Raw genomic sequence first — 25,280 nt, 5'->3', positions numbered from 1 at the left:
TCACGGCGGCGGTCGGATACAACTAGCGTCATGCATCAGGCACTTGAGAACCTCCTCGATCTGCTCGACCTGGAGCGGATCGAGGAGGACATCTTCCGGGGACGCTCCCGCTCGGCGGTGGTCCCCCGCGTCTTCGGTGGCCAGGTGGCCGCGCAGGCCCTGGTCGCGGCGGGCCGCACCGTCCCCGCCGAGCGGCTCGCGCACTCGCTGCACGCGTACTTCCTGCGGGCGGGCGACCCCGGCGCGCCGATCGTCTACACGGTCGACCGCATCCGCGACGGCGCCTCCTTCACGACCCGGCGCGTCGTCGCCATCCAGCACGGCCAGCCGATCTTCCACCTCTCGGCGTCGTTCCAGAGGTACGAGGAGGGCATGGAGCACCAGGCGGACATGCCGCCCGCGCCGGACCCGGAGTCGCTGCCGACGGCCGCGGAGATGCTGCCGCGATACGCCGGTGCCTTCCACGACCCCGGTGTCGTGGACCGCCTCCTCGAAGCCCGCGCGGCGGTCGACCTGCGGTACGTGGACGCCCCGCCCTGGGGCACGGTCGGCACCCCGCGCGAGCCGCGCTCGCAGGTGTGGTTCCGCACGAACGGCAAGCTCGCGGACGATCCGCTGCTCCATGTCTGCCTCGCGACGTACGTCTCCGACATGACGCTGCTCGACTCGGTGCTGCTCGCGCACGGGCGGGGCGGGTGGACCGTGGGTGACGTGGTGGGCGCTTCGCTGGACCACGCGATGTGGTTCCACCGGCCGTTCCGGGCGGACGAATGGCTCCTGTACGACCAGGAGTCGCCGTCCGCCTCCGGCGGGCGGGGGTTGGGGCAGGCCCGCATCTACACCCAGGACGGCCGTCTGGCGATCACGGTGATCCAGGAGGGCGTCGTCCGGATCCCCCGCTGAGCCCCACCCGGCGTGCGAACCCCGGGTGCGCGCAGTTCCCCGCGCCCCTTGAACGGCCGGTTTTCGGGTGCGGACCGTGCCCGCTTCCCGCGCAGTTCCCCGCGCCCCTTAACTGCTCGGTGCCGGGCAGCATGGACATCCTCAGCCCGTCATGGGGGTCCCCCCTGGCCCTTAAGGCCTTGGGGGAGATTGAGGACGAGCGCCCTTAAGGCGCGAACGGGGGTCTGGGGGCGGAGCCCCCAGGGAGCCGCACCCCTCAAGTAGCCGCACGGGCGGGAGGTGGGTGAACACGCCCCGGGGTCAGGCCGAGAGGCCCGCCGCGTCGAGCAGGTATGCCGTCATCGGCTCGTAGAAGCGGGGGTCCAGGACGTGGTCGTCCAGCGGCACCGTCACCTGGAGCGACCCCTCCGCCTCGCCGATGAAGAGCGCGGGGTCGTTGCAGTCCGCGTACCCCATCGCGTCGACCCCGAGCTGCCCCGCGCACCCCGCCCACCCGTGATCCGCGACCACGAGGTCCGGCGGCGTTTCGAGGGCGCCGAGAATCGCCCGCATGGGCTCCGGCGAGTGGGTGTGCCACAGCGACGCGCCCCGCTCGAACACGGCCACGTCCGCGAACTGCACGACGTACCCCTCGTCGGCCGTGAGCCCGCCGGGGATCCGTACGATGTCGCAGCCGGCCGCCCGCAGCGCCGCCGCGGTCCGGCTGTGGACGTCCAGGAGCGCGCCCGGGTGCCCGGTCGCGAACAGGACCCGCTGCCGCCCCGCCGCCGCCTTGCGCAGCCGCGCCGCCATCCGGTCGAGGCCGTCGACCGTGAGCTCCGGGTCGATGGTGTCCTGACCGGCGCGGTGCTCGGGGTCGTCGACGACGCCGCAGCGCTCGGCCATGACGGCGAGCACGTCCTGCTCGTCGGCCCAGCGGTCGCCCAGCTCCAGGCCCAGCCAGTAGTGGCGGTCGCCGTTGGCGAGCCTGCGGTAGTGGGAGAGGTTGTTGTCGCGGGGCGTGGCGACGTCGCCGGCGATACGGGTGCGGACTAGGTGGTCGACAAGGGCGGCACGGCTGGGTATCGGCATGCCGCCCATTCTGCCCCGCCCGCGCCGCGCACGGCCGGTGCGTCCCGAGCCGCGGACGGGCCGCCGGGGGCGGCGCAGCGGGCTCAGCGTGCGTCCAAGGAGGCGAACGCGCCGTGCGCCAGACGGCGGAGCAGCGCCTCGGTGCCGGCCCGGCCGGGCAGCCCGGAGCCGTGCGTACCGAGGTGCGGGGTGGAGTTGAGCAGCCCGAACACCGCGTGCACCGCCCCGCGCACCTCCGCCTCCGGCACCGGCGGATACAGCTCGCTCACCACGCCGACCCACAGCTCGACGTACTGCCGCTGGAGCTGGCGCACCAGCTTGCGGTCGCTGTCGCGGAGCCGGTCGAGCTCGCGGTCGTGCAGGGTGATCAGGGACCGGTCGTCGAGGGCGAAGTCGATGTGCCCGTCGATGAGCGCGCCGAGCAGCCGCTCGGGGTCGCCCTCGGCCTCGGCGACTCGTTTGCGCCCGCCGTCGTACAGCCGCCCGCTGATGCCGACGAGCAGCTCGGCCAGCATCGCGTCCTTGCCCGCGAAGTGCCGGTACAGGCCGGGGCCGCTGATGCCGACGGCGGCCCCTATCTCGTCGACGCCGACGCCGTGGAAGCCGCGTTCGGCGAAGAGCCGGGCGGCCTCGCGCAGGATCTGCTCGCGGCGGGTCGGGGCGTCGGTACGGGTGCTCATGGGAAGTCATTCTAGACAATGGGGTTAGCGCTCGTTAACCTGAACGAAACGAGTTAACGGCCATTAACCTCCGTTGACGTCGCCGCGCACGGGCAAGGGGGCTCGACACGATGCAGCAGGCACCGGTGCTGGGGAGTGCTGGGGGTCCCCCCGGGACGGATTCCCTGGGGGACGATCCCGCCTCCGAGGCCTGGCGGGCCAACGAGGCCGCGCACCACGCGCTCGGCGAGGAGCTGCGGGCCCGGCTCGCCGCGGCCCGGCTCGGCGGAGGTGAGCGGTCCCGCGCCCGGCACGTGGCGCGCGGCAAGCTGCTGCCGAGGGACCGCGTGGACGCGCTCCTGGACCCGGGCTCGCCCTTCCTCGAACTGGCTCCGCTGGCCGCCGAGGGAATGTACGGCGGGCAGGCGCCCGCCGCGGGTGTGATCGCCGGGATCGGGCGGGTGAGCGGCCGCGAGTGCGTGATCGTCGCCAATGACGCCACGGTCAAGGGCGGCACGTACTACCCGATGACCGTGAAGAAGCACCTGCGGGCCCAGGAGGTGGCCCTGGAGAACCGGCTGCCGTGCCTCTATCTGGTCGACTCGGGCGGCGCGTTCCTGCCGATGCAGGACGAGGTCTTCCCCGACCGCGAGCACTTCGGCCGGATCTTCTACAACCAGGCCCGGATGTCGGGCGCCGGCATCCCGCAGATCGCGGCCGTGCTCGGCTCGTGCACGGCGGGCGGCGCGTATGTGCCCGCGATGAGCGACGAGGCCGTGATCGTCCGCAACCAGGGCACGATCTTCCTGGGCGGCCCCCCGCTGGTGAAGGCGGCGACCGGCGAGGTCGTCACGGCCGAGGAGCTCGGCGGCGGCGAGGTCCACTCGCGGGTCTCCGGCGTCACCGACCACCTGGCCGAGGACGACGCGCACGCGCTGCGGATCGTCCGCAACATCGTGGCCACCCTGCCCGATCGCGGCCCGCTGCCCTGGTCGGTGGAGCCGGCCGAGGAGCCGAAGGCCGACCCGTTCGGGCTCTACGGCGCGGTGCCGGTCGACTCACGCACCCCCTACGACGTGCGGGAAGTGATCGCCCGGGTCGTCGACGGCTCGCGCTTCCAGGAGTTCAAGGCGGAGTACGGGCAGACGCTCGTGACCGGCTTCGCGCGGATCCACGGCCACCCGGTCGGGATCGTCGCCAACAACGGCATCCTATTCTCCGAATCCGCCCAGAAGGGCGCCCACTTCATCGAGCTGTGCGACCAGCGCGGCATTCCGCTGGTGTTCCTGCAGAACATCTCGGGCTTCATGGTGGGCCGTGACTACGAGGCGGGCGGCATCGCCAAGCACGGCGCGAAGATGGTGACGGCGGTGGCCTGCACCCGGGTGCCGAAGCTGACCGTCGTCGTCGGCGGGTCGTACGGCGCGGGCAACTACTCGATGTGCGGCCGGGCCTACAGCCCCCGCTTCCTGTGGATGTGGCCCAACGCCAAGATCTCGGTGATGGGCGGCGAACAGGCCGCGTCCGTCCTCGCGACCGTCAAGCGCGACCAGTTGGGCGACGACTGGAGCGCCGAGGACGAGGAGGCCTTCAAGGCCCCCATCCGCGAGCAGTACGAGACCCAGGGCAACGCCTACTACGCGACGGCCCGCCTCTGGGACGACGGAGTGATCGACCCGATCGACACCCGCCAGGTCCTCGGGCTCGCCCTGACCGCCTGCGCCAACGCCCCGCTCGCCGACCCCGCCTTCGGCGTCTTCCGGATGTGACGGACATGACGGCTGAGACACCCGGGACGACATCCGCGTCGACTTCTACGTTGAGGGCTTCCATGTTCACGACAGTGCTCGTCGCCAACCGGGCCGAGATCGCGGTCCGCGTCATCCGCACCCTGCGACAGCTCGGCATCCGCTCGGTCGCCGTGTTCAGCGACGCGGACGCCGAGGCACGCCACGTCCGGGAGGCGGACACGGCGGTCCGCATCGGCCCGGCGGCCGCCGCGGAGAGCTATCTGCGTCCCGAGCGGCTCATCGAGGCGGCGCTGCGCACCGGCGCCCAGGCCGTCCATCCGGGCTACGGCTTCCTCGCGGAGAACGCGGGATTCGCGGCGGCCTGCGCCGACGCCGGCCTGGTCTTCATCGGGCCGAGCGCCGACGCGATCTCCCTGATGGGCGACAAGATCCGCGCCAAGGAGACCGTGCAGCGGGCGGGCGTCCCGGTCGTTCCGGGCTCTTCCGGCAGCGGCTTGACCGACACCCAACTGGCCGACGCGGCACGGGAGATCGGCATGCCGGTGCTGCTCAAGCCGAGCGCGGGCGGCGGCGGCAAGGGCATGCGCCTGGTGCGCGAGGAGGCCCTGCTCGGCGAAGAGATCGCGGCCGCCCGCCGCGAGGCCCGGTCCTCCTTCGGCGACGACACGCTGCTCGTGGAGCGGTGGATCGACCGGCCGCGCCACATCGAGATCCAGGTGCTCGCCGACGGCCACGGCAACGTGATCCACCTCGGCGAGCGCGAGTGCTCGCTCCAGCGCCGCCATCAGAAGATCATCGAGGAGGCGCCCAGCGTCCTGCTCGACGAGGAGACGCGCGCCGCGATGGGCGAGGCGGCCGTCCAGGCGGCCCGCTCGTGCGGGTACTCGGGCGCGGGCACCGTCGAGTTCATCGTGCCGGGCAGCGACCCGTCCTCGTACTACTTCATGGAGATGAACACCCGCCTCCAGGTCGAGCACCCGGTGACCGAGCTCATCACCGGCATCGACCTGGTGGAGTGGCAGCTCAGGGTCGCCTCGGGTGAGCAACTCCCGTACGAACAGAAGGACATCACCCTCACAGGCCATGCCATCGAGGCCCGCCTGTGCGCCGAGGATCCGTCCCGCGGCTTCCTGCCGTCCGGCGGTACGGTCCTGGCGCTGCGCGAGCCGCAGGGCGACGGAGTGCGCACGGACTCGGGCCTGAGCGAGGGCACCGAGGTCGGCAGCCTGTACGACCCGATGCTGTCCAAGGTCATCGCGTACGGGCCCGACCGGGCGACCGCACTGCGCAGGCTGCGCGCCGCGCTCGCCGACACCGTGACCCTCGGCGTGCCCACCAACGCCGGGTTCCTGCGCCGCCTGCTGGCCCACCCGGCCGTGGTGGAAGGCGAGTTGGACACCGGCCTCGTCGAGCGCGAGGCGGACGGGCTGGTCCCCGACGGCGTGCCCGAGGAGGTGTACGCGGCGGCGGCCGCCGTACGCCTTGACGGACTGCTGCCCGCTTCCGACGACGCCTGGACCGACCCGTTCTCGGTGCCGAGCGGCTGGCGCATGGGCGGCGAGCCCACCGCTCCGGCGTTCCCGCTGCGCGTGACGGGACTCGAACCCGTGACGCGCACCGCCCCCGCCGGGGCGGCCGTCACCTCCGACCGGGTCACCGTCGAGCTCGACGGCATCACGCACACCTTCCACCGCGCCAAGAACTGGCTCGGCCGGGACGGCGACAGCTGGCACGTGGTCGACCACGACGCCGTGGAGGCCGCCCTGTCCGGCCGCAGCCACGGCGGCGCCGACACCCTGGCCGCGCCCATGCCGGGCACGGTCACCGTCGTCAAGGTCGCGGTCGGCGACGAAGTCGACGCCGGGCAGAGCCTGTTGGTGGTCGAGGCGATGAAGATGGAGCACGTGATCTCCGCGCCGCACGCCGGCACGGTCACCGAGCTCGACGTCGTTGCCGGCTCGACCGTGGCCATGGACCAGGTCCTGGCCGTCGTCACCCCGGCCGCCGACGCCACAGCCCCCCAGGAGACCTCATGACCGACCTGCCCATGGTCGTACCGGCGCAGGGCCTTCCGGCCCGGGTCCGCATCCACGAGGTCGGCGCGCGCGACGGGCTGCAGAACGAGAAGTCGGTCGTGCCGACCGAGATCAAGGCCGAGTTCGTGCACCGCCTCGCGGCCGCCGGCCTGACCACCATCGAGGCGACGAGCTTCGTGCGCCCCACGTGGGTTCCCCAACTCGCCGACGCGGAAGCCCTGTTCCCGCTCCTTGGCGACCTCGACGGCGTGGAGTTGCCGGTCCTCGTACCGAACGAGCGGGGTCTGGACCGGGCTCTCGCGCTGGGTGCCCGCCGCATCGCGGTCTTCGCGAGCGCCACCGAGTCCTTCGCCAAGGCCAATCTGAACCGCACGGTCGACGAGTCGCTCGCGATGTTCGAGCCGGTGGTGACCCGCGCGAAGACGGAAGGGGCGCACGTCAGGGGCTATCTGTCGATGTGCTTCGGCGACCCGTGGGAAGGCGCGGTGCCGGTGGCGCAGGTGGTGCGCGTCGCGAAGGCCCTCATGGACATGGGCTGCGACGAGCTGAGCCTGGGCGACACCATCGGGGTCGCCACCCCCGCCCATGTCGGGACCCTGCTCGCCGCGCTCAACGAACAGGGCGTGCCGACCAGTTCCATCGGCGTGCACTTCCACGACACGTACGGCCAGGCGCTCGCCAACACCCTCGCCGCGCTCCAGCACGGAGTGAGCACCGTGGACGCGTCGGCGGGCGGCCTCGGCGGCTGCCCGTACGCGAAGTCCGCGACCGGAAACCTCGCCACCGAAGACCTCGTGTGGATGCTCAAGGGCCTCGGTGTCGACACCGGGGTCGACCTCGGCCTGCTCACCGCCACCAGCGTGTGGATGGCCGGACAGCTGGGCCGCCCCAGCCCCTCCCGCACCGTACGTGCCCTCTCCCACCAGGAGTCGTAGCCATGCCCCTCGACCACCGTCTCACTTCCGAGCACGAGGAACTCCGCCGAACCGTCGAGGAGTTCGCCCACGACGTCGTCGCCCCGAAGATCGGCGACTTCTACGAGCGCCACGAGTTCCCGTACGAGATCGTCCGCGAGATGGGCCGCATGGGCCTGTTCGGGCTGCCCTTCCCCGAGGAGTACGGCGGCATGGGCGGCGACTACCTCGCGCTCGGCATCGCCCTTGAGGAGCTGGCCCGGGTCGACTCGTCGGTGGCCATCACCCTGGAGGCCGGTGTCTCGCTCGGCGCGATGCCGGTGTTCCGGTTCGGTACGGAGGAGCAGAAGCGCGAGTGGCTGCCGAAGCTGTGCTCGGGCGAGATGCTCGGCGCGTTCGGCCTGACCGAGCCGGACTGCGGCTCGGACGCGGGCGGCACGCGGACGACCGCGGTGCGCGACGGCGACGAGTGGGTCATCAACGGCTCGAAGTGCTTCATCACCAACTCCGGTACGGACATCACGGGCCTGGTCACCGTCACGGCGGTCACCGGCCGCAAGGACGACGGCCGCCCGCTGATCTCCTCGATCATCGTGCCGTCCGGCACGCCGGGCTTCACGGTCGCGGCACCGTACTCGAAGGTCGGCTGGAACGCGTCGGACACCCGCGAGCTGTCCTTCTCGGACGTGCGCGTCCCGGCGGCCAACCTCCTGGGCGAGGAGGGCCGCGGGTACGCGCAGTTCCTGCGCATCCTGGACGAGGGCCGCATCGCGATCTCGGCGCTCGCGACCGGGCTCGCACAGGGCTGCGTGGACGAGTCGGTGAAGTACGCCAAGGAGCGGCACGCGTTCGGCCGGCCGATCGGCGAGAACCAGGCCATTCAGTTCAAGATGGCCGACATGGAGCTGCGGGCGCATATGGCGCGGGTCGGCTGGCGCGACGCCGCGTCCCGCCTGGTGCACGGAGAGCCGTTCAAGAAGGAGGCGGCGCTCGCGAAGCTGTACTCCTCGACCGTGGCGGTCGACAACGCCCGTGAGGGCACGCAGATCTTCGGCGGCTACGGCTTCATGAACGAGTATCCGGTGGCCCGCATGTGGCGCGACTCCAAGATCCTGGAGATCGGCGAGGGCACGAGCGAGGTGCAGCGGATGCTGATCGCCCGCGAACTGGGGCTGCCCGCCTGACGTTCGCGCCCGCTCTTCGCGCTCCCTGGGCCCCGGGTCCCCCGATGGAGTGGTGCCGCTCGCGTCGGCGCCGCGGTGGGGGGCCGGGGCCGCACCCTGGCAGGGTGAATCCCCCGACCTGCCCCAGTTGCGCGAGCCGTCCACCGCTGTGGAAGGACACCTCGACGACGGCGCCGGGTGCCGCGGATCGCTGGCACTGGCACTGTGGGCTGTGCCTGCGCGCGTACGAGCCGAGTGCGTCGCACAAGGTGCGCTTCACGTATGCGCCGTTGCGGAGGCAGGTGCCGCTCCTGGGCTAGGCCGGCTTGGCGGGCCCGGCCCCGGCCCCGGCTCCCTGGGGGTTTGCCTACCCTCCCGCCCGTGCGGCTACTTGAGGAGTGCGGCTCCCTGGGGCTGCGCCCCAGACCCCGACGGGTTTCCCCACCCTCCCGCCCGTGCGGCAACTTGAGAGTGCGGCTCCCTGGGGCTGCGCCCCAGACCCCGACGGGTTTCCCCACCCTCCCGCCCGTGCGGCTACTTGAGGAGTGCGGCTCCCTGGGGCTGCGCCCCAGACCCCCCGAGGGGCTCCGCCCCTCGAACCCCGGCGGGGGCTCCGCCCCCTGCACCCCCGCCCAAGGCTCCACCCCCCCCCGCACCCCTGCCCTGGGGCTCCACCCCCCGCACCCCTGCCCGGGGGCGCTGCACCCCGCACCCTTCCTTGCCCAGGGGCTCGCCCCCCTGCGCCCCCGCCCGGGACTCCCCCAGGGCCAATTCGTTCGACAGGCGCTGAAGGCGCACGGCACAGTCGGTGCATGGAACCGGCCCAGGCCTGGTGGCCCCTCTACGCCCTGCGCATTCGCACGCCGCGGCTCGAACTGCGGCTCCCCGACCTGGAGTTGCTGGGCGAACTCGCGGGAGTGGCGGCGGCCGGGGTGCACGCGGCGGACCGTATGCCGTTCGTTGTGCCGTGGAGCGACGGCTCACCCGCCGAGCGCGGCCGGGCGGTGTGGCAGCACGTCCTCGGCACCATCGCCGCGTGGTCGCCGGACGACTGGACGCTGAGCCTCGCCGTGTTGCACGAGGGGGTCGTGGTCGGCCGGCAGGACATGGCGGCGACCCGCTTCGCGGTGGCCCGCGAGGTGGAGACGGGCTCCTGGCTCGGCACCGCCCATCAGGGCCGGGGCATCGGCACCGAAATGCGGGCGGCGGCCCTGCATGTGGCGTTCGCCGGCCTGGGAGCGCGGGCCGCCGTCTCGGCCGCGATGACCGACAACCCGCGCTCGCTCGGCGTCTCGCGCCAGCTCGGCTACCGCAACGACGGGCTCACCACCGCCGTCGTCCAGGACCGGCCGGTCACCCTCCAGCGGCTGCGCCTCGAGCGCGCGGAGTGGGAGCGCCTTCGCACGGTGGAGGTCCGGATCGAGGGACTCGACGCGTGCCGGGCGGAGTTCGGGGCGTAGGGCCCCTGGGGCAGAGGCCGGCTGGACTCCCGATGCCAAGGCGGTCCGGCCCCGGCTCCGCCGGGGGGCGCGGGGAACGGCGCGAACGGCCACGCCGGGCGGCGGCCGCATCGGGGGCGGGGCACCGAGGGCCGGGGCCACAGCAAAGCTAAGGGTAGGCTTACCTTCGCACCCAGTCAGTGGCCGGTTCCCGGCACGTACGTAGGAAAGTGGACACCGTCATGCCCCACCCCCGAGCGTCCCTGCCCACCCGCCGCGGCCTGCTGGCCATGGGCGGTGCTATCGGCATCGGTGCCGCCCTTGCCGCCTGCGGTGGCGGCGACAGGAAGAGCGGGTCGGCGGACGGTACCGCGGGGGCCGGCACGTCCGGGCCCTGGTCGTTCACGGACGACCGCGGCCGGACCGCGAAGACCAAGTCCCTGCCGAAGAACATCGTCGCCTACACCGGCACCGCCGCCGCCCTCTTCGACTACGGCATCCAGGTCAAGGGCGTCTTCGGCCCGACGAAGACCAAGGACGGCAAGCCCGATGTGCAGGCGGGCGGCCTCGACATCGGCAAGGTCGAGATCATCGGCAACGTCTACGGCGAGTTCAGCGTCGAGAAGTACGCGGCCCTGGCGCCCGACGTGCTGATCACGGACATGTGGCAGAAGGACGTCCTCTGGTACGTGCCGGACAACAGCAAGGACAAGATCCTCGAGCTGGCGCCCAGCGTCGCCCTGTGGGCCGCCGACGAGAGCATGCCCGCCGCGCTCCAGCGCCGCGCGGACCTCGCCAAGTCGCTCGGCGCGGACCTCGACGCGAAGAAGGTCACCGACGCCAAGGCCGCCTTCGAGAAGGCCTCCGCCCGACTGCGCGCCGCCACCAAGGCCAACCCCGGCCTCAAGGTGCTGCTCGGCTCCGCGAGCCCCGACCTCTTCTACGTCTCCGAGGCCAAGCGGAGCTGCGACACCCGCTACTTCCAGGAACTGGGCGTCCGGTTCGTCACCCCGAAGGTCGATTCGCAGGGCTTCTTCGAGTCGCTCAGCTGGGAGAACGTCGGCAAGTACCCGGCGGACCTGATCCTCATGGACAACCGCACCGGCACCCTCCAGCCCGCCGATCTCGGCTCCAAGCCGACCTGGGCGCAACTGCCCGCCGTCAAGGCCCAGCAGATCGTGCCCCGCCTGACCGAGCCGATCTACTCCTACGCACGGGTCGCCCCCATCATCGACGCCCTCGCCCGGACCATCGAGAACGCCAAGAGGGTCGCCTGACACCAGCCTGCCGAAACCGCCACTGCTCCGCACCTATGGATCACGGGAAAGGCGCCCGAAATGCGGGCTGCCGCGGAGGCACTGCGTGAATGACCGGGGATGGTGGACCGGCCGCGTTCCGGCCCTCCCCCAGGAGCGCGAACACCCGCACGAGGTGGTCAGCACGGGGTCCGCGGAATTCCTCGGGCGGGAGGAACGAACGGGGCGTCAGGACGCCTCGGCCCGCACCTGGGACAGCGCCTGGGTCAGTCCTCGTTTGATCCTCTTCGCCAACGGCCGTTCCACGGCTCTGTGCACCAGCCACGAAGCCACCAGCATGACGGCGATGGTGAAGGCGAGGACCGCGTACGGCGAGAGATGCGGCTCCAGCCCCTGGATGATCTTCCGCCCGATGTCCTCGTGCAGCAGGTACAGCGGGTAGGTGAGCGCACCGGCATACGGCAGCCAGCGCCACGTGATCCAGGACAGCCCGCCGGTCGCCACGAGCGCCATCACGGCGAAGAACAGGGCCAGGATGATCATGGTCGGCCAGTAGGGCAGCGCGTGGCCGACGTATCCCGGCACATGGCTCCAGCTGGAGTGCAGCGCGGGCAGTGCGCCCCCGAAGGAGACGAGCACCAGTCCCGCGAGCAGCAGGTTCAGGCCGAAACGGTGGATGAGATAGAAGGCGATGCCGCCGATGAAGTACCAGCTGTAGTCGGGCATCACGAGCAGCCGTACCGGACCGTCGTCGTACTGCCAGAAGATCGCGCTCGCCACTACCCATGCCCAGCAGAACACGAGCACCCGGCGGTACGTGAGGCCCCACCAGGCCAGCGCCGCGAACAGCAGATAGAAGCGCATCTCGGCGAAGAGCGTCCAGTAGACCCCGTCGACGTGGTCGACACCGAGCGGCTCCTGGAGCATCGTCAAGTTGGTCAGGACCGTACTCAACGACAGCCGGGGACCATTCCCACGAGTGAGCGTGAGGACCGCGGCCGTGGCGAGCACCGCGAACCAGTAAGCGGGGAAGAGCCGTATGACCCGCGAGGTGAAGAAGTCACCCAGGGTCCGGCCCCAGCAGCTCATGCAGATGACGAAGCCACTGATCAGGAAGAAGAGTTGGACACCGAGCCAGCCGTACGCGGCGGGTGTGAACACGCCGGGGAACAGGGTCTTCGCGTCCACCGACCAGCCGCCCTGGCGAGCGACGAAGTGGTAGACGACGACCATGAGGGCCGCCAGCAGTCGCAGCCCGTCGAGCACGTAGATCCGGCCACGAGGCCTGACCGCGAAAGCATCCGGGGTGGACGGCGCTGACGCCTTCACCTCAGGCACGATTGCCGACACTTTCCCATTCACCCTTTTCGCCCAGGCCATCCACTCGTTCATATGACCGTCAGAACAATACGTGAGTGAGAACAGTGCTCGAAGAGCGCTTGCGACGGGCCTGCGGGCCCCGGGCCCACCGGCGGCCGGAGCACTCGACGCGTTCCTGGGCCTCGTCGAAGTGGGGGGCGAATGGCAGTTGCTGGACGGCGGCCCCCGCTACGACGTATGCGTAGCGGGGGCCGCCGTCCACGCCCGCGGGGCGCGCTCCTCGGGTCCGGGGCGGGGCCCTTGTTGCCGGCCCCAGTACCTTTCGGGCCGCACGGGCCGGGATCACACCCAGGGCACCTGCGGCGAGCGGTAGTAGTTGATGCCGAGTGCCGTCATTCTGGGGCCCTGCTGGGCGAGCCGGGTCTTGTAGGCCGTCCAGTCGTGCGTCGAGGCCGGCGACCAGCCGAGTTCGGCGATTCCCTGGAGCCGCGGGAAGGCCATGTACTCGATCTGCGCGCTGGTGCTGAGCGTCTCCGACCAGATCGGCGCCTCCACACCGAGCACCGCGTTGGCGGGTACCCCTTGGACGAAGGTGTCCGGATCCCACGAGTAGGACTTGTCGACCTCGACGTAGCCGGCCCAGTTGGTGCCGAGCGGCGTCTTGGCGTCGTACTTCATGTCGAGGTACGCGCGGTTCGCGGGTGACATCACCAGCTTGGTGCCGGCCTGTGCCGCAGCGGCGACCTCCGCCTCGTCGCCGGTGGTGCCCCAGTACTGGGCGACGGCGCCCGGGATCGGGGTGGCGTCGACGATCTGGTGCCAGGCCATCACGGTCTTGCCGTACCTGTGGACAACGGGCTGGGCCCGGGTCATGAAGGTGTCGTAGTCCTCCTTCGAGGTGGACTGCGCCTCGTCACCGCCGATGTGGACGTAGCGCCCCGGCGTCATGGCGGCGATCTCGCGCACCACGTCGTCGAAGAACTTGTACGTCACCTCCTTGGGCACGCACAGCGAGCTGAAGCCGACGTGGGTGCCGGTGTAGAGCGGGGGCGCGACGCCGTCGCAGTTGAGCTCGGCGTAGGAGGCGAGCGCCGCGTTGATGTGGCCCGGGGTGTCGATCTCGGGCACGACCTCCATGTAGCGGGAGGCGGCGTGGTCGAGGATCGCCCGGTAGTCCGCCTTCGTGTACGAGCCGCCCTTGCCGCCGCCGACCTGGGTCTGGCCGCCGTAGGTCGCCAGCCGGGGCCAGGAGTCGATGGCGATGCGCCAGCCCTGGTCGTCGCTGAGGTGCAGATGCAGCTCGTTGATCTTGTAGAGGGCGAGCTGGTCGATGTAGCGCTCGACCTGGGCGACGGTGAAGAAGTGCCGCGATACGTCGATCATCGCGCCCCGGTAGGCGTAGCGCGGCGCGTCGGTGATGGTGCCGCCCGCGATCTTCCAGGGGCCGGTCTGCTTCGTCTTCTTCTCGATGTCCGCGGGCAGCAACTGGCGCAGGGTCTGCACGCCGTGGAAGAGCCCGGCCGGGGTGTTCGCGGCGACGGTGACGGAGCCCTTGGCCGAGGTGAGCCGGTAGCCCTCGTCACCGAGGCCCTCGTCGTCGGCGCCGAGCAGCAGACGGATCCCGTCCCCGCCCGCGGCGCCGGTGACCGGCAGGGCGTACCCGGTGGAGGGGCGCAGGACGCCCGCCAGGTAGGCGCCGATGCGCTGCACTTCGGGCGAGCCCGGGGTGACCCTGATCCGGGTGGCGGAGCCGATGGTGTACGGGGTGCCGCCCGCCGAGACGTCGGCGGGGGCGGGCACGATCTGGCCGAGCGGGCGGGGTCCGGCCGCCGCGGCGGGGCCCGCCGACGTTCCGACGCTCGTGAGCCCGGCGGCCGCCACCAGGACCAGGGAGCCGAAGAGCCGGGCGAATGTCCTGCGCTGTCTCTGTCTCACAAGCGGTTCCCTTCCAAGGGCGCACGCAACTGTGGGGGCCGAGCAACCGAACACGTTCCATGGGACCCGGCTACCCCGTCCGGGGTCAAGGTGCGGACCGGCCGGAGGGCAGGGGCAGGCTCGCACGGCAGGACGTCCGTAAGGCGATCATCGCCTCATCGTGCGGTGGAAGAATCCTGCCATGGCGGAAATCATCCAGAAGGACGGCACCTGGGCGTTCGACGGCGACACGCTGCGCATCGTGCCGGGCAGCGACAAGTCGGTCGGTCTGCTGCGCCGGACGCTCGGCGAAACAGCCGTGCCGTTGGGGGCGCTCGCGGGCATCGCGTACGAGCCGGGGCGCAGGAGCGGGCGGCTCAGGCTGCGGCTGCGGGACGGCGCGTGCCCGCTGACCCAGGTCACCGCGGGCAAGCTGCCGGACGGCTCGGACCCGTACGTCCTGGCGGTGGAGACGCGGACGGCGGCGGTGGCGGAGTACCTGGTGGACGAGGTGCGCACCGCGCTGCTGCTCGACGGGGTGCCGGACGGCCCGGTCGACGGCTATCTCCTGCCGGGGCCCGCGCTGCCGATGACGGTGGGCGCGGGCGACGGCACGGTCAGCTTCGACGGGCGCACGATACGCCTGGAGTGGACCTGGCACACCGACGACAAGAAGACCGCGGCCGGCCCGGTCAGCCTCGACCTGGAGGATGTGAAGGCGGTGCACTGGCAGCCCGCACGGGGACTGGTGGACGGGTACCTGCGCTTCGTGACCACGCCGAACGCCCCACGGCTCGCCCCCGGCAGCGACCCGCTCGCGGTGGAGCTGAACGGCTTCAAGAAGGATCCGCTGATGGCGCTGCTCGCCTCGGCCGTGGTGGCGCGGATGCCGCATCCGCACGCGCCGCGGCGGCAGTTGGAGTCCGCCGCGCCGGTCGGGGCGCTCGAAGGGCCGGCGGCCCCGCCCGCCGAGGACCACGACGTGCTGCTGCGCCGTCTGCGTGAGCTCGGCGAGCTGCGGCAGAGCGGGGTCCTGACGGAGGAGGAGTTCGCGATGGCCAAGCGGGCGGTCCTGAAGCGGCTGTGAGACGGCCACCGGGGCCACCCTGGTCCAGACCATGAGCGTGATCATGCGAATCCTGCCCGGAATCGGGCAGGATTCTTGCGTAAGGACCCGATAGCCCGCAATATCGACGGGTGCTCGAACGCCGCAGCCCGTCGTCTCACGACGACCTCGTAGATCATCTGGTGCGCAGCACCGCGCTCCCGCGCGGTGAAGCGGCCCGGGTGGTGCTCGATGTGCTGGCGTATTTCGACGAGACGTGCGAGGAATTCGTCCGCCGCCGCCACCGTGAACTGCAGTCCGGCGGCGCGGTCAACGCGGAGATCTTCGAACGGATCGCGGCCGAGCTGCCGCACCGGGCCGTGGCGCCACCGGAGCTCTCGCTCCGGCAGCTGCGCCGCATCGTCTACGGCTGAGGCGGCCCGCGGCCGAGCGGCACACACGAACGTTGTACGTCGATGGAGGGGCAGAGACCTTATGTGCGGAATCGTCGGTTATATCGGTAAGCGTGATGTGGCTCCGCTGCTGCTGGAAGGCCTGGCGCGGCTGGAGTACCGGGGGTACGACTCCGCCGGCATGGTCGTCAACACCCCCAAGTCCGGGGCCCTGAAGATGGTCAAGGCCAAGGGCCGCGTCCGCGACCTGGAGGCCCGCGTCCCCAAGCGCTTCGCCGGCACCACGGGCATCGCCCACACCCGCTGGGCCACCCACGGCGCCCCCTCCGACGTGAACTCGCACCCGCACCTCGACCCCGAGAACAAGGTCGCCGTCGTCCACAACGGCATCGTGGACAACGCCGCCGACCTGCGCGCCAAGCTGGAGACCGAGGGCGTCGTCTTCGCCTCCGAGACCGACACCGAGGTCATCACCCACCTGATCGCCCGCTCGCCCGCCGACTCCCTGGAGGAGAAGGTCCGCGAGGCGCTCAAGGTCATCGAGGGCACCTACGGCATCGCCGTGATGCACGCCGACTTCGCCGACCGCATCGTGGTCGCCCGCAACGGCTCGCCCGTCATCCTCGGCATTGGCGAGAAGGAGATGCTCGTCGCCTCCGACGTGGCCGCCCTGATCGCCCACACCCGCCAGGTCGTCACCCTCAACGACGGCGAGATGGCGACCCTGAAGGCCGACGACTTCCGGACGTACACGACGTCGGGCACGCTCACCAACGCCACCCCCGAAACCGTCGAGTGGGAGGCCGCCTCCTTCGACATGGGCGGCCACGACACGTACATGCACAAGGAGATGAGCGAGCAGGCCGAGGCCGTCGACCGCGTCCTGCGCGGCCGCATCGACGACCGGTTCTCGACCGTTCACCTCGGTGGCCTGAACCTGGACGCCCGCGAGGCCCGCGGCGTGCGCCGCATCAAGATCCTCGGCTGTGGCACCTCGTACCACGCGGGCATGATCGGCGCCGGCCTCATCGAGGAGCTGGCCCGCATCCCCGCGGACGCCGAGCCGGCCTCCGAGTTCCGCTACCGCAACCCGGTCGTGGACCCCGACACCCTGTACATCGCGGTCTCGCAGTCCGGTGAGACGTACGACGTGCTCGCGGCGGTGCAGGAGCTCAAGCGCAAGGGCGCCCGCGTCCTCGGCGTCGTGAACGTGGTCGGCTCGGCCATCGCCCGCGAGGCGGACGGCGGCACCTACGTGCACGCGGGGCCCGAGGTCTGCGTGGTCTCCACCAAGTGCTTCACCAACACGGTCGTCGCGTTCGCGCTGCTCGCCCTGCACCTCGGCCGCATCCGCGACCTGTCGGTCGCCGACGGCAAGCGGATCATCGAGGGCCTGCGCAAGCTGCCCGGCCAGATCGAGGAGATCCTGGCCATGGAGCCGGAGATCGAGAAGCTGGCCCAGGAGTACGCGGGCGCCCAGTCGATGATGTTCATCGGGCGTGTGCGGGGCTACCCGGTCGCCCTGGAGGCCTCCCTGAAGCTCAAGGAGATCTCCTACATCCACGCCGAGGCCTACCCCGCATCCGAGCTGAAGCACGGCCCGCTCGCGCTGATCGAGCCGGCACTGCCCACGGTCGCGATCGTCCCGGACGACGACCTCCTGGAGAAGAACCGCGCCGCCCTTGAGGAGATCAAGGCCCGCAGCGGCCGCATCCTCGCGGTCGCGCACCAGAACCAGGAGAAGGCCGACCACACCATCGTCGTGCCGAAGAACGAGAACGAGCTGGACCCGATCCTCATGGGCATCCCGCTCCAACTCTTCGCCTACCACACGGCGTTGGCGATGGGCCGCGACATCGACAAGCCGCGCAACCTGGCGAAGTCGGTCACCGTCGAATAGTCCGTACGGACCGGCACCGCGCACGGAAAAGGGCGACCCCTGCCTCTCGGCGGGGGTCGCCCTCGTGCGTGCCCGTGCTGCCCACGCACCGGCACGCGGCCGCCGTTCAGCCGGTGGCCGTCACTCCCCGGCCGGCGGCGCGTCGCGGCATGGCGGTCGGCCACTTGGCGAGCGCGGCCGTGGCCCCGTACCAGGCCACGGCGCCCGCGACCGCGGCGACCCAGCCGGCCACCTTGCCGAGCGAGGCGCTCCCGGCGAACTGGCCGATCGCCAGCAGCACCAGGGCCAGGAAGAGCAGTCCGTACGTGCCCTGCCGGAAGATCCCGGCGCCCACCGAGCCCGCGGCGAGGCTCAGCGCGAGCAGGGCGAACAGGACGAGGAAGAGGCCGGCCGCGTTGGCCGAGACCTTGGTGTCGCCCCCCGCCGCCCAGGTGAACCAGAAGGCACCGAGGCCGGCGAAGGCGGTGCCGGTGAAGGCGTCCTGGTCGCGGAAGGCCAGGACGCCGAGGACGAACAGGCCGATGCCGCCGACGTAGGTGGCGACGGAGACCGAGTCGGCCACCGTCACGCCGTGGACGACGCGCGTGTTGCCTATGCCGAAGGCCAGCAGGGTGAGACCGAGTGCGAGGTGGCCGAGGGTGGAGGTGATGCTTCCCGCGGGAACTTCATTGTCCACGGCGGGCTCCCTTCAGGTGCGCTTGTGCTGCTTCCCAGCGACCCTTATCTACCCTTCACAAGTACACAATCCACCCCTACGCGCGGGTAGATTCGGCCACGGCGCAAGGGAGTTGACGTCACGTCAGTAAAACGCCGGCCGAACCCGTCCCGGGTCTCGACCGGGGCAGCGCGTGATGAGGGGATGCGCCACGCGATGACGGGATGCATCGTGTGACTACGGGGTGCACCGCGCGATGACGGGATGCACCGCGTGATTACGGGATGACGACGACGGGGCGCTGCGCCCGGCGCGCGAGGCGGCCCGCGACCGAGCCGAAGATCCGCCCGACGAGGCCGTGCGTGGAGCCGACGACGATCGCGTCCGCCGCGTACTCCCGCCCGACTTCTTCCAGTTCGTGGCAGATGTCGCCGCCGCGCTCGACCAGGATCCAGGGGACCTCGGCGAGGTAGTCGGCGCAGGCGAGTTCGAGGCCGAGGACCTCGGTGCGGTGGTCCGGCACGTCCACGAAGACCGGCGGCTCGCAGCCCGCCCACACCGTGGTGGGCAGCCGGTTGGCCACGTGGACGATGATCAGTCCGGAGCCGGAGCGCTTGGCCATGCCGATGGCGTAGGCGAGGGCCCGCTCACTGGACGTCGAGCCGTCGAAGCCGACGACGACGCCGTGACGGAAGGCGGGATCGCAGGAATGACGTGGTTCTGTCGCCGCTTGGAGGTCCGCCGTGGGGTCGGCTACCTGCTTGCGGTCCGCGGGTTCGGAGAATTCGTGACCGGCCATGGGTGTCTCGGCGAAAGAGATCCTCAGTCGAGGGACAGCGGGGACTGGTGAGCAACAACGAGTCGGCGGCGTAGCTGTGTCCGGGGGAGCCGTGTCCGGGAATCCTCTTCCCGACCCCATACCCCCAAGGGTACGGCGACACTCCTCTCCTGCCCAGGGCCGCCGAACCTACTCGGCGTTCCCCGGAGCATGCACGAGGCGGCCCCGGATGGCAATGCCCGTTGCCCTGTACAGCCGTCCCCCGCCGGGCGCCCCGGGCCGCCCGGAGCCTCGGCCACGGCCGGTTCCGCGCGGACCGGACAGGACCCGCCCGACGGCCCCCATGACACCCCCATGGCTCCCCCATGGAGCCTCCGTGGCGCCTCCATACTGATGATCTTCCAGTGACCGGAGCGGCCGCTTCCGCGTTAGCCACGCGATCACCCAGACCCCGATCCAGGAAGCACCCCCTCGTGCCCCCTCCCCCGGTCGCCCCTCCGTCCGCCTCCGCCAACCCGGCCGGCTCCCGACACCGGTCGCCAGGATCGCCGTCCGCGGCTGAAACCGTACGTACCAACCGGTCCGTGAACACCGAACCAGTATGGTCCGCCACCACAGGGTCGTCGGGCGACCCGGCGGGCGACGTCCTGCGCTGGGCGGTGTTCAGCTGTCTGCTCGTGCCCGTGGTCCTCGTCGTCTACGGGTCCTCGTTCGCCGGAGCGGCCGGCTCCGCGGCGGGCCTCACGGCCGTGACGGCCGTGTGCCGCCTGCTCTTGCGGCAGTCCGAGCGGGCGGCCGCCGAAGAACGGGCACTGCGGTCGGTTATGGCGCAGACCCGACGCGGCCGAGGGGCCCCCACGGGGCACCACGGGCGGCGTCACGGCGGGGGCTGTACACCCGAAGGGTGAGTCGATCGCACAACTGGACCCATCTGTTTTCGGCCAACTTCCCCGGGTGGCGGATCGCTTGGCCAAATGGCCTGCCAACCCCCTTGCCACCAGGGAGGAAAGGGTTCATGCGGGCTCCGGCACCCTACGGGTACGGGCCATCCCCAGCAGGCGCACTTCCCCTACGGGGCCCACGGGTGAAACGCTCGTGATCGAAAGCTTCGCGCCAAGTTGCCTTGTCGACATAGCGCTGAGTGCCGGATTTGTCACGCCGGCGCCACGGGACGCAGTAGATTCGATCTTGCCTATCGAAGGCTGGGGACTCGTGCAAAACCGAGGGGAAAAGTGCAGGAGCGACAAGCCCGACAAGAACGGGGAGCCGCGAACACCGAGGGGGGCTTAGCGCCATGAGCCAGGACTCCGCTGCCGCATCACCGGAGACCGCAAGGAAGCTGGCCGGCCGCCGACGACGGGAAGTCGTCGCCGTGCTGCTGTTCAGTGGCGGCCCCATCTTCGAAAGTTCCATTCCGCTCTCCGTGTTCGGCATCGACCGTCAGGACGCGGGAGTTCCGCGTTACCGGCTGCTGGTGTGCGCCGGCGAGGAGGGACCCCTGCGGACCACAGGGGGACTCGAACTCACCGCGCCCTACGGCCTGGAGGCAATCAGCAGGGCGGGAACAGTGGTGGTGCCCGCGTGGCGTTCCATCACCTCGCCGCCCCCCGCCGCCGCGCTCGAAGCGCTGCGCCGGGCACACGAGGAAGGGGCGAGGATCGTCGGGCTGTGCACCGGCGCGTTCGTGCTCGCGGCGGCCGGTCTCCTCGACGGCCGTCCGGCGACGACGCACTGGATGTACGCGCCGACACTGGCCAAGCGGTATCCGTCGGTCCACGTGGACCCGAGGGAGCTCTTCGTCGACGACGGGGACGTCCTCACCTCGGCCGGGACCGCGGCCGGAATCGATCTCTGTCTCCACATCGTGCGGACGGACCACGGCAGTGAGGCGGCCGGCGCGCTGGCCCGCCGGCTCGTCGTGCCGCCCCGCAGGAGCGGCGGACAGGAGCGCTATCTCGACAGGTCTTTACCCGAGGAGATCGGCTCCGACCCGCTGGCCGAGGTCGTCGCCTGGGCGCTGGAGCACCTCCACGAGCAGTTCGACGTGGAGACCCTGGCCGCGCGGGCGTACATGAGCCGCCGCACCTTCGACCGTCGTTTCCGCTCGCTGACCGGGTCGGCCCCCCCTCCAGTGGCTGATCACCCAGCGGGTCCTGCAGGCCCAGCGTCTCCTGGAGACGTCGGACTACTCGGTGGACGAGGTGGCGGGCCGCTGCGGCTTCCGCTCGCCGGTCGCGCTGCGCGGGCACTTCCGCCGCCAGCTCGGCTCGTCCCCGGCCTCCTACCGGGCGGCCTACCGGGCACGGCGTCCGCAACCGGAACCGAACGGGAGCCCCGTCGCGGTGGCCATGCCGGCCCCCGTGCCGGAGACCGTGCCGTCCCAGGCGCTCCCCCAGGTCCGGCGGACGGCGGCGGCCAGTGCGGTGATGGGCCCTTCCGCGACCTCGCACACCGTGCCGGACGCGGGAAAGCCCAGCTCCGATCTGTACGCCTCCGGCTACACCGGTGGGCGTCCGAGTCTGCCCGGCCAGCGGAGCGCCCCGTAGGGTGAGACACATGAACGACCGCATGGTGTGGATCGACTGCGAGATGACCGGGCTCTCGCTGGCGGACGACGCACTCATCGAGGTGGCCGCACTGGTCACCGACTCGGAGCTGAACGTACTCGGCGAAGGGGTGGACATCGTGATCCGTCCCCCGGACGCCGCCCTGGAGACCATGCCGGAGGTGGTGCGCACCATGCACACCTCCTCCGGGCTCCTCGACGAGCTGGCCGGCGGCACCACGCTGGCCGACGCCGAGGAGCAGGTCCTGGCGTACGTACGTGAACACGTCAAGGAGCCGGGCAAGGCGCCGCTGTGCGGGAACTCGGTCGGTACCGACCGCGGCTTCCTCCTGCGGGACATGCCGAGCCTGGAGTCCCACCTCCACTACCGGATCGTGGACGTGTCCTCCGTGAAGGAGCTCGCCCGGCGCTGGTATCCGCGGGCGTACTTCAACAGCCCGGACAAGAACGGCAACCACCGGGCGCTGGCGGACATCCGTGAATCCATCGCGGAGCTCCGCTACTACCGCGAGGCGGTCTTCGTCCCGCAGCCGGGCCCGGACTCCGACACCGCGAAGACCATCGCGGCGAAGTACGTCCTGCCTGCGGAGTAACGCTCCCCAGGGGGCCCGGGAGGGTGCCGCGAAACATGTGCGCGAGCACCCCCTCGGACCCTGTACACTTTTTCTCGGCCGGTAGGGAAGCCCCCAGGGACTTCCCAAGACCACAACAGTCCGGTCATGCATGGTGGGTATAGCTCAGATGGTAGAGCACCTGGTTGTGGTCCAGGATGTCGCGGGTTCGAGTCCCGTTACTCACCCTGAACGAAGAGGGCCCGCTCCGTGACAACGGAGCGGGCCCTCTTCGCGTTGCCCGCCCTCTTCGCGTTGCCCGCCCTCTTCGCGTTGCCCGCCTACGACGAGGCCCGCACCACCAGTTCCGTGGGCAGGATCAGGCTTCGGCGGGTCGGGGCGGTGGCGGCTATCTCGGTCAGGAGCAGTTCGGTCATGGCTCGGCCCATGTCCTCTATCGGCTGGCGCACGCTGGTCAGGGGCGGGTCCATGTGGCGGGCGATCGAGGAGTCGTCGAAGCCGACCAGGGCCGTGTCGTCGGGGATGCGGCGGCCGTGTTCGCGCAGGACCTGGCGGGCGCCGGAGGCCATCAGGTCGGACGCGGCGAACACCGCGTCGAGGTGCGGGGCGCGGGCCAGGAGCTCGGTCATCGCGCGGCGGCCGCCCTCCTCGGTGAAGTCGCCGTGGGCCGTGAGTTCGGCCAGGCCAGCCTCCGCCAGGGCCGACCGGTAGCCGTCGAGGCGGCGGCGGGCGCCGTACACGTCGAGGGGCCCGGCGATCGTCGCTATGGTGCGCCGGCCCCGGGCGGCGAGGTGGGCGACGGCGGTGCGGGCGCCCTCGAAGTTGTCGGAGTCGACCGAGGCGAGCGGCTCGTCCTCGCTGCGGCGGCCGCTGATGACGACGGGGATGCCGAGCTGTTCCAGGAGGTCGGGGAGCGGGTCGTCGGCGTGGACCGAGACGAGCAGGACACCGTCCACCCGGTGCGAGGCGAGGTACTGGGCGAGCCTGCGCCGCTCCCGGTCGCCGCCGACCAGAGTGAGCAGGAGCTGCATCTCGGTGTCGGCGAGGGCGGCGCCCACCCCGCGCACGATGTCGGAGAAGTACGGCTCGGCGAAGAAGCGGGCCTCGGGCTCGGGGACGACCAGGGCGATGGCGTCGGCGCGGTTGGCGGCGAGCGCGCGGGCCGCGCGGTTGGGTACGTAGCCGAGTTCGGCGACGGCGGCCTCGACGGCGGCGCGGGTCTCCTCGCTGACCCGGGGCGAGCCGTTGATCACCCGGGACACGGTGCCCCGGCCGACGCCGGCCCTGGCCGCCACTTCTTCGAGGGTGGGCCGCCCCGCGCTCCGGCCCCTGGCCGTGCGAGCTGCTGTCACGTCTGCCTCCCCAACTCGCGCAACTGACGGTGAAAGTAACAGCCCCCGCCGGGCCGGGAACGCCATCCCCATTCATTGCGCGGTCCCTTGACAGTCCAACAGTGAGCCGCGAACCTTCAACACATCACGGCTGGGAGCGCTCCCACAGTAGTAGGTCCCTACACCTTTCGCATCCCTTCCGCCCGCGCCGACCGCCCCAACGGGCTTGGCCCGGACGACAGTTGGAGGAAGCACATGCGCACGCGTACACGTATGTCCAGACGCCTCGCGGCTCTCGCGGCCGTGGCCGCGCTCGGTACCGGGCTGCTCGCCGGCTGCGCCGACGACGGCAAGGACCCGGCGGCCGGCGGCTCCTCCGGCGGGGGCGGGGGCGGCGGCGCGAAGACCACCCTCACCGTCGGCGTCTTCGGCGCGTTCGGCCTGAAGGAGGCCGGGCTCTACGACGCGTACATGAAGCTGCACCCGGACATCGCGATCAAGCAGACGTCGATCGAGCGGAACGAGAACTACTACCCCCAGCTCCTGACCCACCTCGGCTCCGGCAGCGGGCTCGCCGACATCCAGGCCGTCGAGGTCAGCAACATCGCCGAGGTCACCGCGACGCAGAGCGGCAAGCTGGAGGATCTGGGGAAGGCGTCCGGGGTGAACAAGGACGACTTCCTTCCCTGGAAGTGGGCCGAGGCGACCACCAAGGACAACAAGACGGTGGGCCTCGGCACCGACACCGGGCCGACCGGCATCTGCTACCGCAAGGACCTGTTCGCCAAGGCCGGGCTGCCCACCGACCGGGATGCCGTGGGCAAGCTGTGGGCGGGTGACTGGAACAAGTACCTGGAGGTGGGCCGCCAGTTCAAGGCGAAGGTCCCCTCGGGCGCCGCCTTCGTCGACTCCGCGTCCGGCGTGCTGAACTCGATCACCGGGTCCAGCGCCACCCGCTACTACGACGCCGACGGCAAGGTCGTCTACAAGACCAACCCGGCCATCAAGCAGGCCTGGGACACCGCGGCCTCGTTCGCGACCGACGGTCTGACCGCCAAGCTCCAGCAGTTCCAGCCGACCTGGGACCAGGGCTTCGCCAACGCCTCCTTCGCCACCGTGTCCTGCCCGGCGTGGATGCTCGGCTACATCCAGGACAAGGCGGGCGCGGCCGGCAAGGACAAGTGGGACGTGGCCGCCGCCCCCAAGCCCTCCAACTGGGGCGGCTCCTTCCTGACCGTGCCGTCCGCCGGCAAGCACAAGGCGGAGGCCGCCAAGCTCGCCGCGTGGCTGACGGCGCCCGCCCAGCAGGCCGTCCTGTTCGAGAAGCGCGGCAGCTTCCCCAGCGCGAAGGCGGCGTACGCACTGCCCGCCGTCGCCAACGCCAAGCACGACTACTTCGCGGGCGCGCCCATCGGGCAGATCTTCGCGAAGGCCGCCGAGGGCACCCCGGTGCAGATCCTCGGGCCCAAGGACCAGATCATCCAGCAGAACCTCTCCGACGTCGGCATGCTCCAGGTCGACCAGAAGGGCACGTCGCCGCAGCAGGGCTGGAACGCCGCGGTGAAGGCGATCGACAACGCCCTGGATCAGTGAC

Annotated in this window: 20 protein-coding genes, 1 tRNA gene and 1 pseudogene; 15 read left to right on the top strand and 7 right to left on the bottom strand. The window is 71.2% G+C overall.

What is annotated here, in order from left to right; genetic code table 11:
* Window positions 1-30: 30 nt before the first annotated feature.
* Window positions 31-903, top strand: coding sequence for an acyl-CoA thioesterase II (gene tesB / locus OG432_RS22190; RefSeq protein WP_328312703.1), 873 nt, complete (start codon window positions 31-33; stop codon window positions 901-903).
* A 300-nt stretch (window positions 904-1,203) separates the two neighbouring features.
* On the opposite strand, the gene OG432_RS22185 is transcribed toward tesB, so the two are convergent.
* Both OG432_RS22185 and OG432_RS22180 read right to left on the bottom strand, forming a co-directional pair.
* The gene (locus tag OG432_RS22185) at window positions 1,204-1,974 is read right to left on the bottom strand and encodes a phosphatase (RefSeq protein WP_328312702.1); all 771 of its coding nucleotides are present in this window, start codon (window positions 1,972-1,974) and stop codon (window positions 1,204-1,206) included.
* Between the two features lie 83 nt (window positions 1,975-2,057).
* Window positions 2,058-2,654, bottom strand: coding sequence for an SACE_7040 family transcriptional regulator (locus tag OG432_RS22180; protein WP_328312701.1), 597 nt, complete (start codon window positions 2,652-2,654; stop codon window positions 2,058-2,060).
* A gap of 110 nt (window positions 2,655-2,764) precedes the next feature.
* On the opposite strand from OG432_RS22180, the gene OG432_RS22175 reads away from it, so the two are divergent.
* The 6 genes from OG432_RS22175 (at window position 2,765) to OG432_RS22150 (ending at window position 11,213) form a co-directional block, all read left to right on the top strand.
* Window positions 2,765-4,402, top strand: coding sequence for a carboxyl transferase domain-containing protein (locus OG432_RS22175; RefSeq protein WP_328312700.1), 1,638 nt, complete (start codon window positions 2,765-2,767; stop codon window positions 4,400-4,402).
* Between the two features lie 62 nt (window positions 4,403-4,464).
* Window positions 4,465-6,420 carry an ATP-binding protein gene (locus OG432_RS22170; RefSeq protein WP_328312699.1) on the top strand — a complete coding sequence of 652 codons (1,956 nt, stop codon included), beginning with the start codon at window positions 4,465-4,467 and terminating at the stop codon, window positions 6,418-6,420.
* Window positions 6,417-7,355 (top strand): hydroxymethylglutaryl-CoA lyase, encoded by a 939-nt coding sequence (locus OG432_RS22165; protein WP_328312698.1) that lies wholly within the window; start codon window positions 6,417-6,419, stop codon window positions 7,353-7,355. The genes OG432_RS22170 and OG432_RS22165 overlap by 4 nt, the downstream gene beginning before the upstream one ends.
* Before the next feature lie 2 nt (window positions 7,356-7,357).
* Entirely contained in the window at window positions 7,358-8,518 is a 1,161-nt protein-coding gene (locus tag OG432_RS22160) for an acyl-CoA dehydrogenase family protein (RefSeq protein WP_328312697.1), read from the top strand.
* 791 nt (window positions 8,519-9,309) lie between these two features.
* Window positions 9,310-9,957, top strand: coding sequence for a GNAT family N-acetyltransferase (locus OG432_RS22155; protein WP_328312696.1), 648 nt, complete (start codon window positions 9,310-9,312; stop codon window positions 9,955-9,957).
* A 221-nt stretch (window positions 9,958-10,178) separates the two neighbouring features.
* A complete protein-coding gene (locus OG432_RS22150; protein WP_328312695.1) occupies window positions 10,179-11,213 on the top strand; it encodes an ABC transporter substrate-binding protein in 1,035 nt (344 codons plus the stop codon).
* Between the two features lie 207 nt (window positions 11,214-11,420).
* On the opposite strand, the gene OG432_RS22145 is transcribed toward OG432_RS22150, so the two are convergent.
* Entirely contained in the window at window positions 11,421-12,530 is a 1,110-nt protein-coding gene (locus OG432_RS22145; protein ID WP_328312694.1) for an acyltransferase family protein, read from the bottom strand.
* A gap of 324 nt (window positions 12,531-12,854) precedes the next feature.
* Window positions 12,855-14,447 (bottom strand): beta-N-acetylhexosaminidase, encoded by a 1,593-nt coding sequence (locus OG432_RS22140; RefSeq protein WP_328312693.1) that lies wholly within the window; start codon window positions 14,445-14,447, stop codon window positions 12,855-12,857.
* Between the two features lie 181 nt (window positions 14,448-14,628).
* Between OG432_RS22140 and OG432_RS22135 the strand changes: the two genes are divergently transcribed.
* From OG432_RS22135 to glmS, 3 genes are all read left to right on the top strand, one after another.
* Window positions 14,629-15,513 (top strand): DUF4429 domain-containing protein, encoded by an 885-nt coding sequence (locus OG432_RS22135; RefSeq protein WP_328312692.1) that lies wholly within the window; start codon window positions 14,629-14,631, stop codon window positions 15,511-15,513.
* Window positions 15,514-15,623: 110 nt separating this feature from the next.
* Window positions 15,624-15,905, top strand: a complete 282-nt coding sequence (locus OG432_RS22130) for a hypothetical protein (RefSeq protein WP_328312691.1) — start codon at window positions 15,624-15,626, stop codon at window positions 15,903-15,905.
* A gap of 61 nt (window positions 15,906-15,966) precedes the next feature.
* Window positions 15,967-17,784: a glutamine--fructose-6-phosphate transaminase (isomerizing) gene (glmS, locus tag OG432_RS22125; RefSeq protein ID WP_328312690.1), complete on the top strand. Its 1,818-nt coding sequence runs from the start codon at window positions 15,967-15,969 to the stop codon at window positions 17,782-17,784.
* A 106-nt stretch (window positions 17,785-17,890) separates the two neighbouring features.
* Here glmS and OG432_RS22120 read toward each other — a convergent pair whose 3' ends face one another.
* Both OG432_RS22120 and OG432_RS22115 read right to left on the bottom strand, forming a co-directional pair.
* The gene (locus OG432_RS22120; protein ID WP_328312689.1) at window positions 17,891-18,460 is read right to left on the bottom strand and encodes a GPR1/FUN34/YaaH family transporter; all 570 of its coding nucleotides are present in this window, start codon (window positions 18,458-18,460) and stop codon (window positions 17,891-17,893) included.
* Window positions 18,461-18,716: 256 nt separating this feature from the next.
* Complete coding sequence (locus tag OG432_RS22115) at window positions 18,717-19,238, bottom strand: universal stress protein (RefSeq protein ID WP_328312688.1); 522 nt, start codon at window positions 19,236-19,238, stop codon at window positions 18,717-18,719.
* A 563-nt stretch (window positions 19,239-19,801) separates the two neighbouring features.
* Here OG432_RS22115 and OG432_RS22110 point away from each other — a divergent pair.
* The 4 genes and pseudogenes from OG432_RS22110 (at window position 19,802) to OG432_RS22095 (ending at window position 22,582) form a co-directional block, all read left to right on the top strand.
* Window positions 19,802-20,125, top strand: a complete 324-nt coding sequence (locus tag OG432_RS22110; RefSeq protein ID WP_328312687.1) for a hypothetical protein — start codon at window positions 19,802-19,804, stop codon at window positions 20,123-20,125.
* A gap of 386 nt (window positions 20,126-20,511) precedes the next feature.
* Window positions 20,512-21,763: pseudogene (locus tag OG432_RS22105) on the top strand (helix-turn-helix domain-containing protein).
* 10 nt (window positions 21,764-21,773) lie between these two features.
* Window positions 21,774-22,376: an oligoribonuclease gene (gene orn / locus OG432_RS22100; protein WP_161254616.1), complete on the top strand. Its 603-nt coding sequence runs from the start codon at window positions 21,774-21,776 to the stop codon at window positions 22,374-22,376.
* A gap of 133 nt (window positions 22,377-22,509) precedes the next feature.
* Window positions 22,510-22,582: transfer RNA gene (locus tag OG432_RS22095), tRNA-His, on the top strand.
* 93 nt (window positions 22,583-22,675) lie between these two features.
* Here the strand turns inward: OG432_RS22095 and OG432_RS22090 are convergent.
* Entirely contained in the window at window positions 22,676-23,707 is a 1,032-nt protein-coding gene (locus OG432_RS22090; protein ID WP_328312686.1) for a LacI family DNA-binding transcriptional regulator, read from the bottom strand.
* A gap of 252 nt (window positions 23,708-23,959) precedes the next feature.
* Here OG432_RS22090 and OG432_RS22085 point away from each other — a divergent pair, with 252 nt between their 5' ends.
* Window positions 23,960-25,279, top strand: a complete 1,320-nt coding sequence (locus OG432_RS22085) for an ABC transporter substrate-binding protein (RefSeq protein ID WP_328312685.1) — start codon at window positions 23,960-23,962, stop codon at window positions 25,277-25,279.
* The last annotated feature ends 1 nt before the right edge of the window (window position 25,280 follow it).

Source organism: Streptomyces sp. NBC_00442, from assembly GCF_036014195.1.
Classification (GTDB): domain Bacteria; phylum Actinomycetota; class Actinomycetes; order Streptomycetales; family Streptomycetaceae; genus Streptomyces.
Note: the sequence above shows the minus strand (reverse complement) of the source record. Positions and strands in the feature narration are given on the sequence as shown.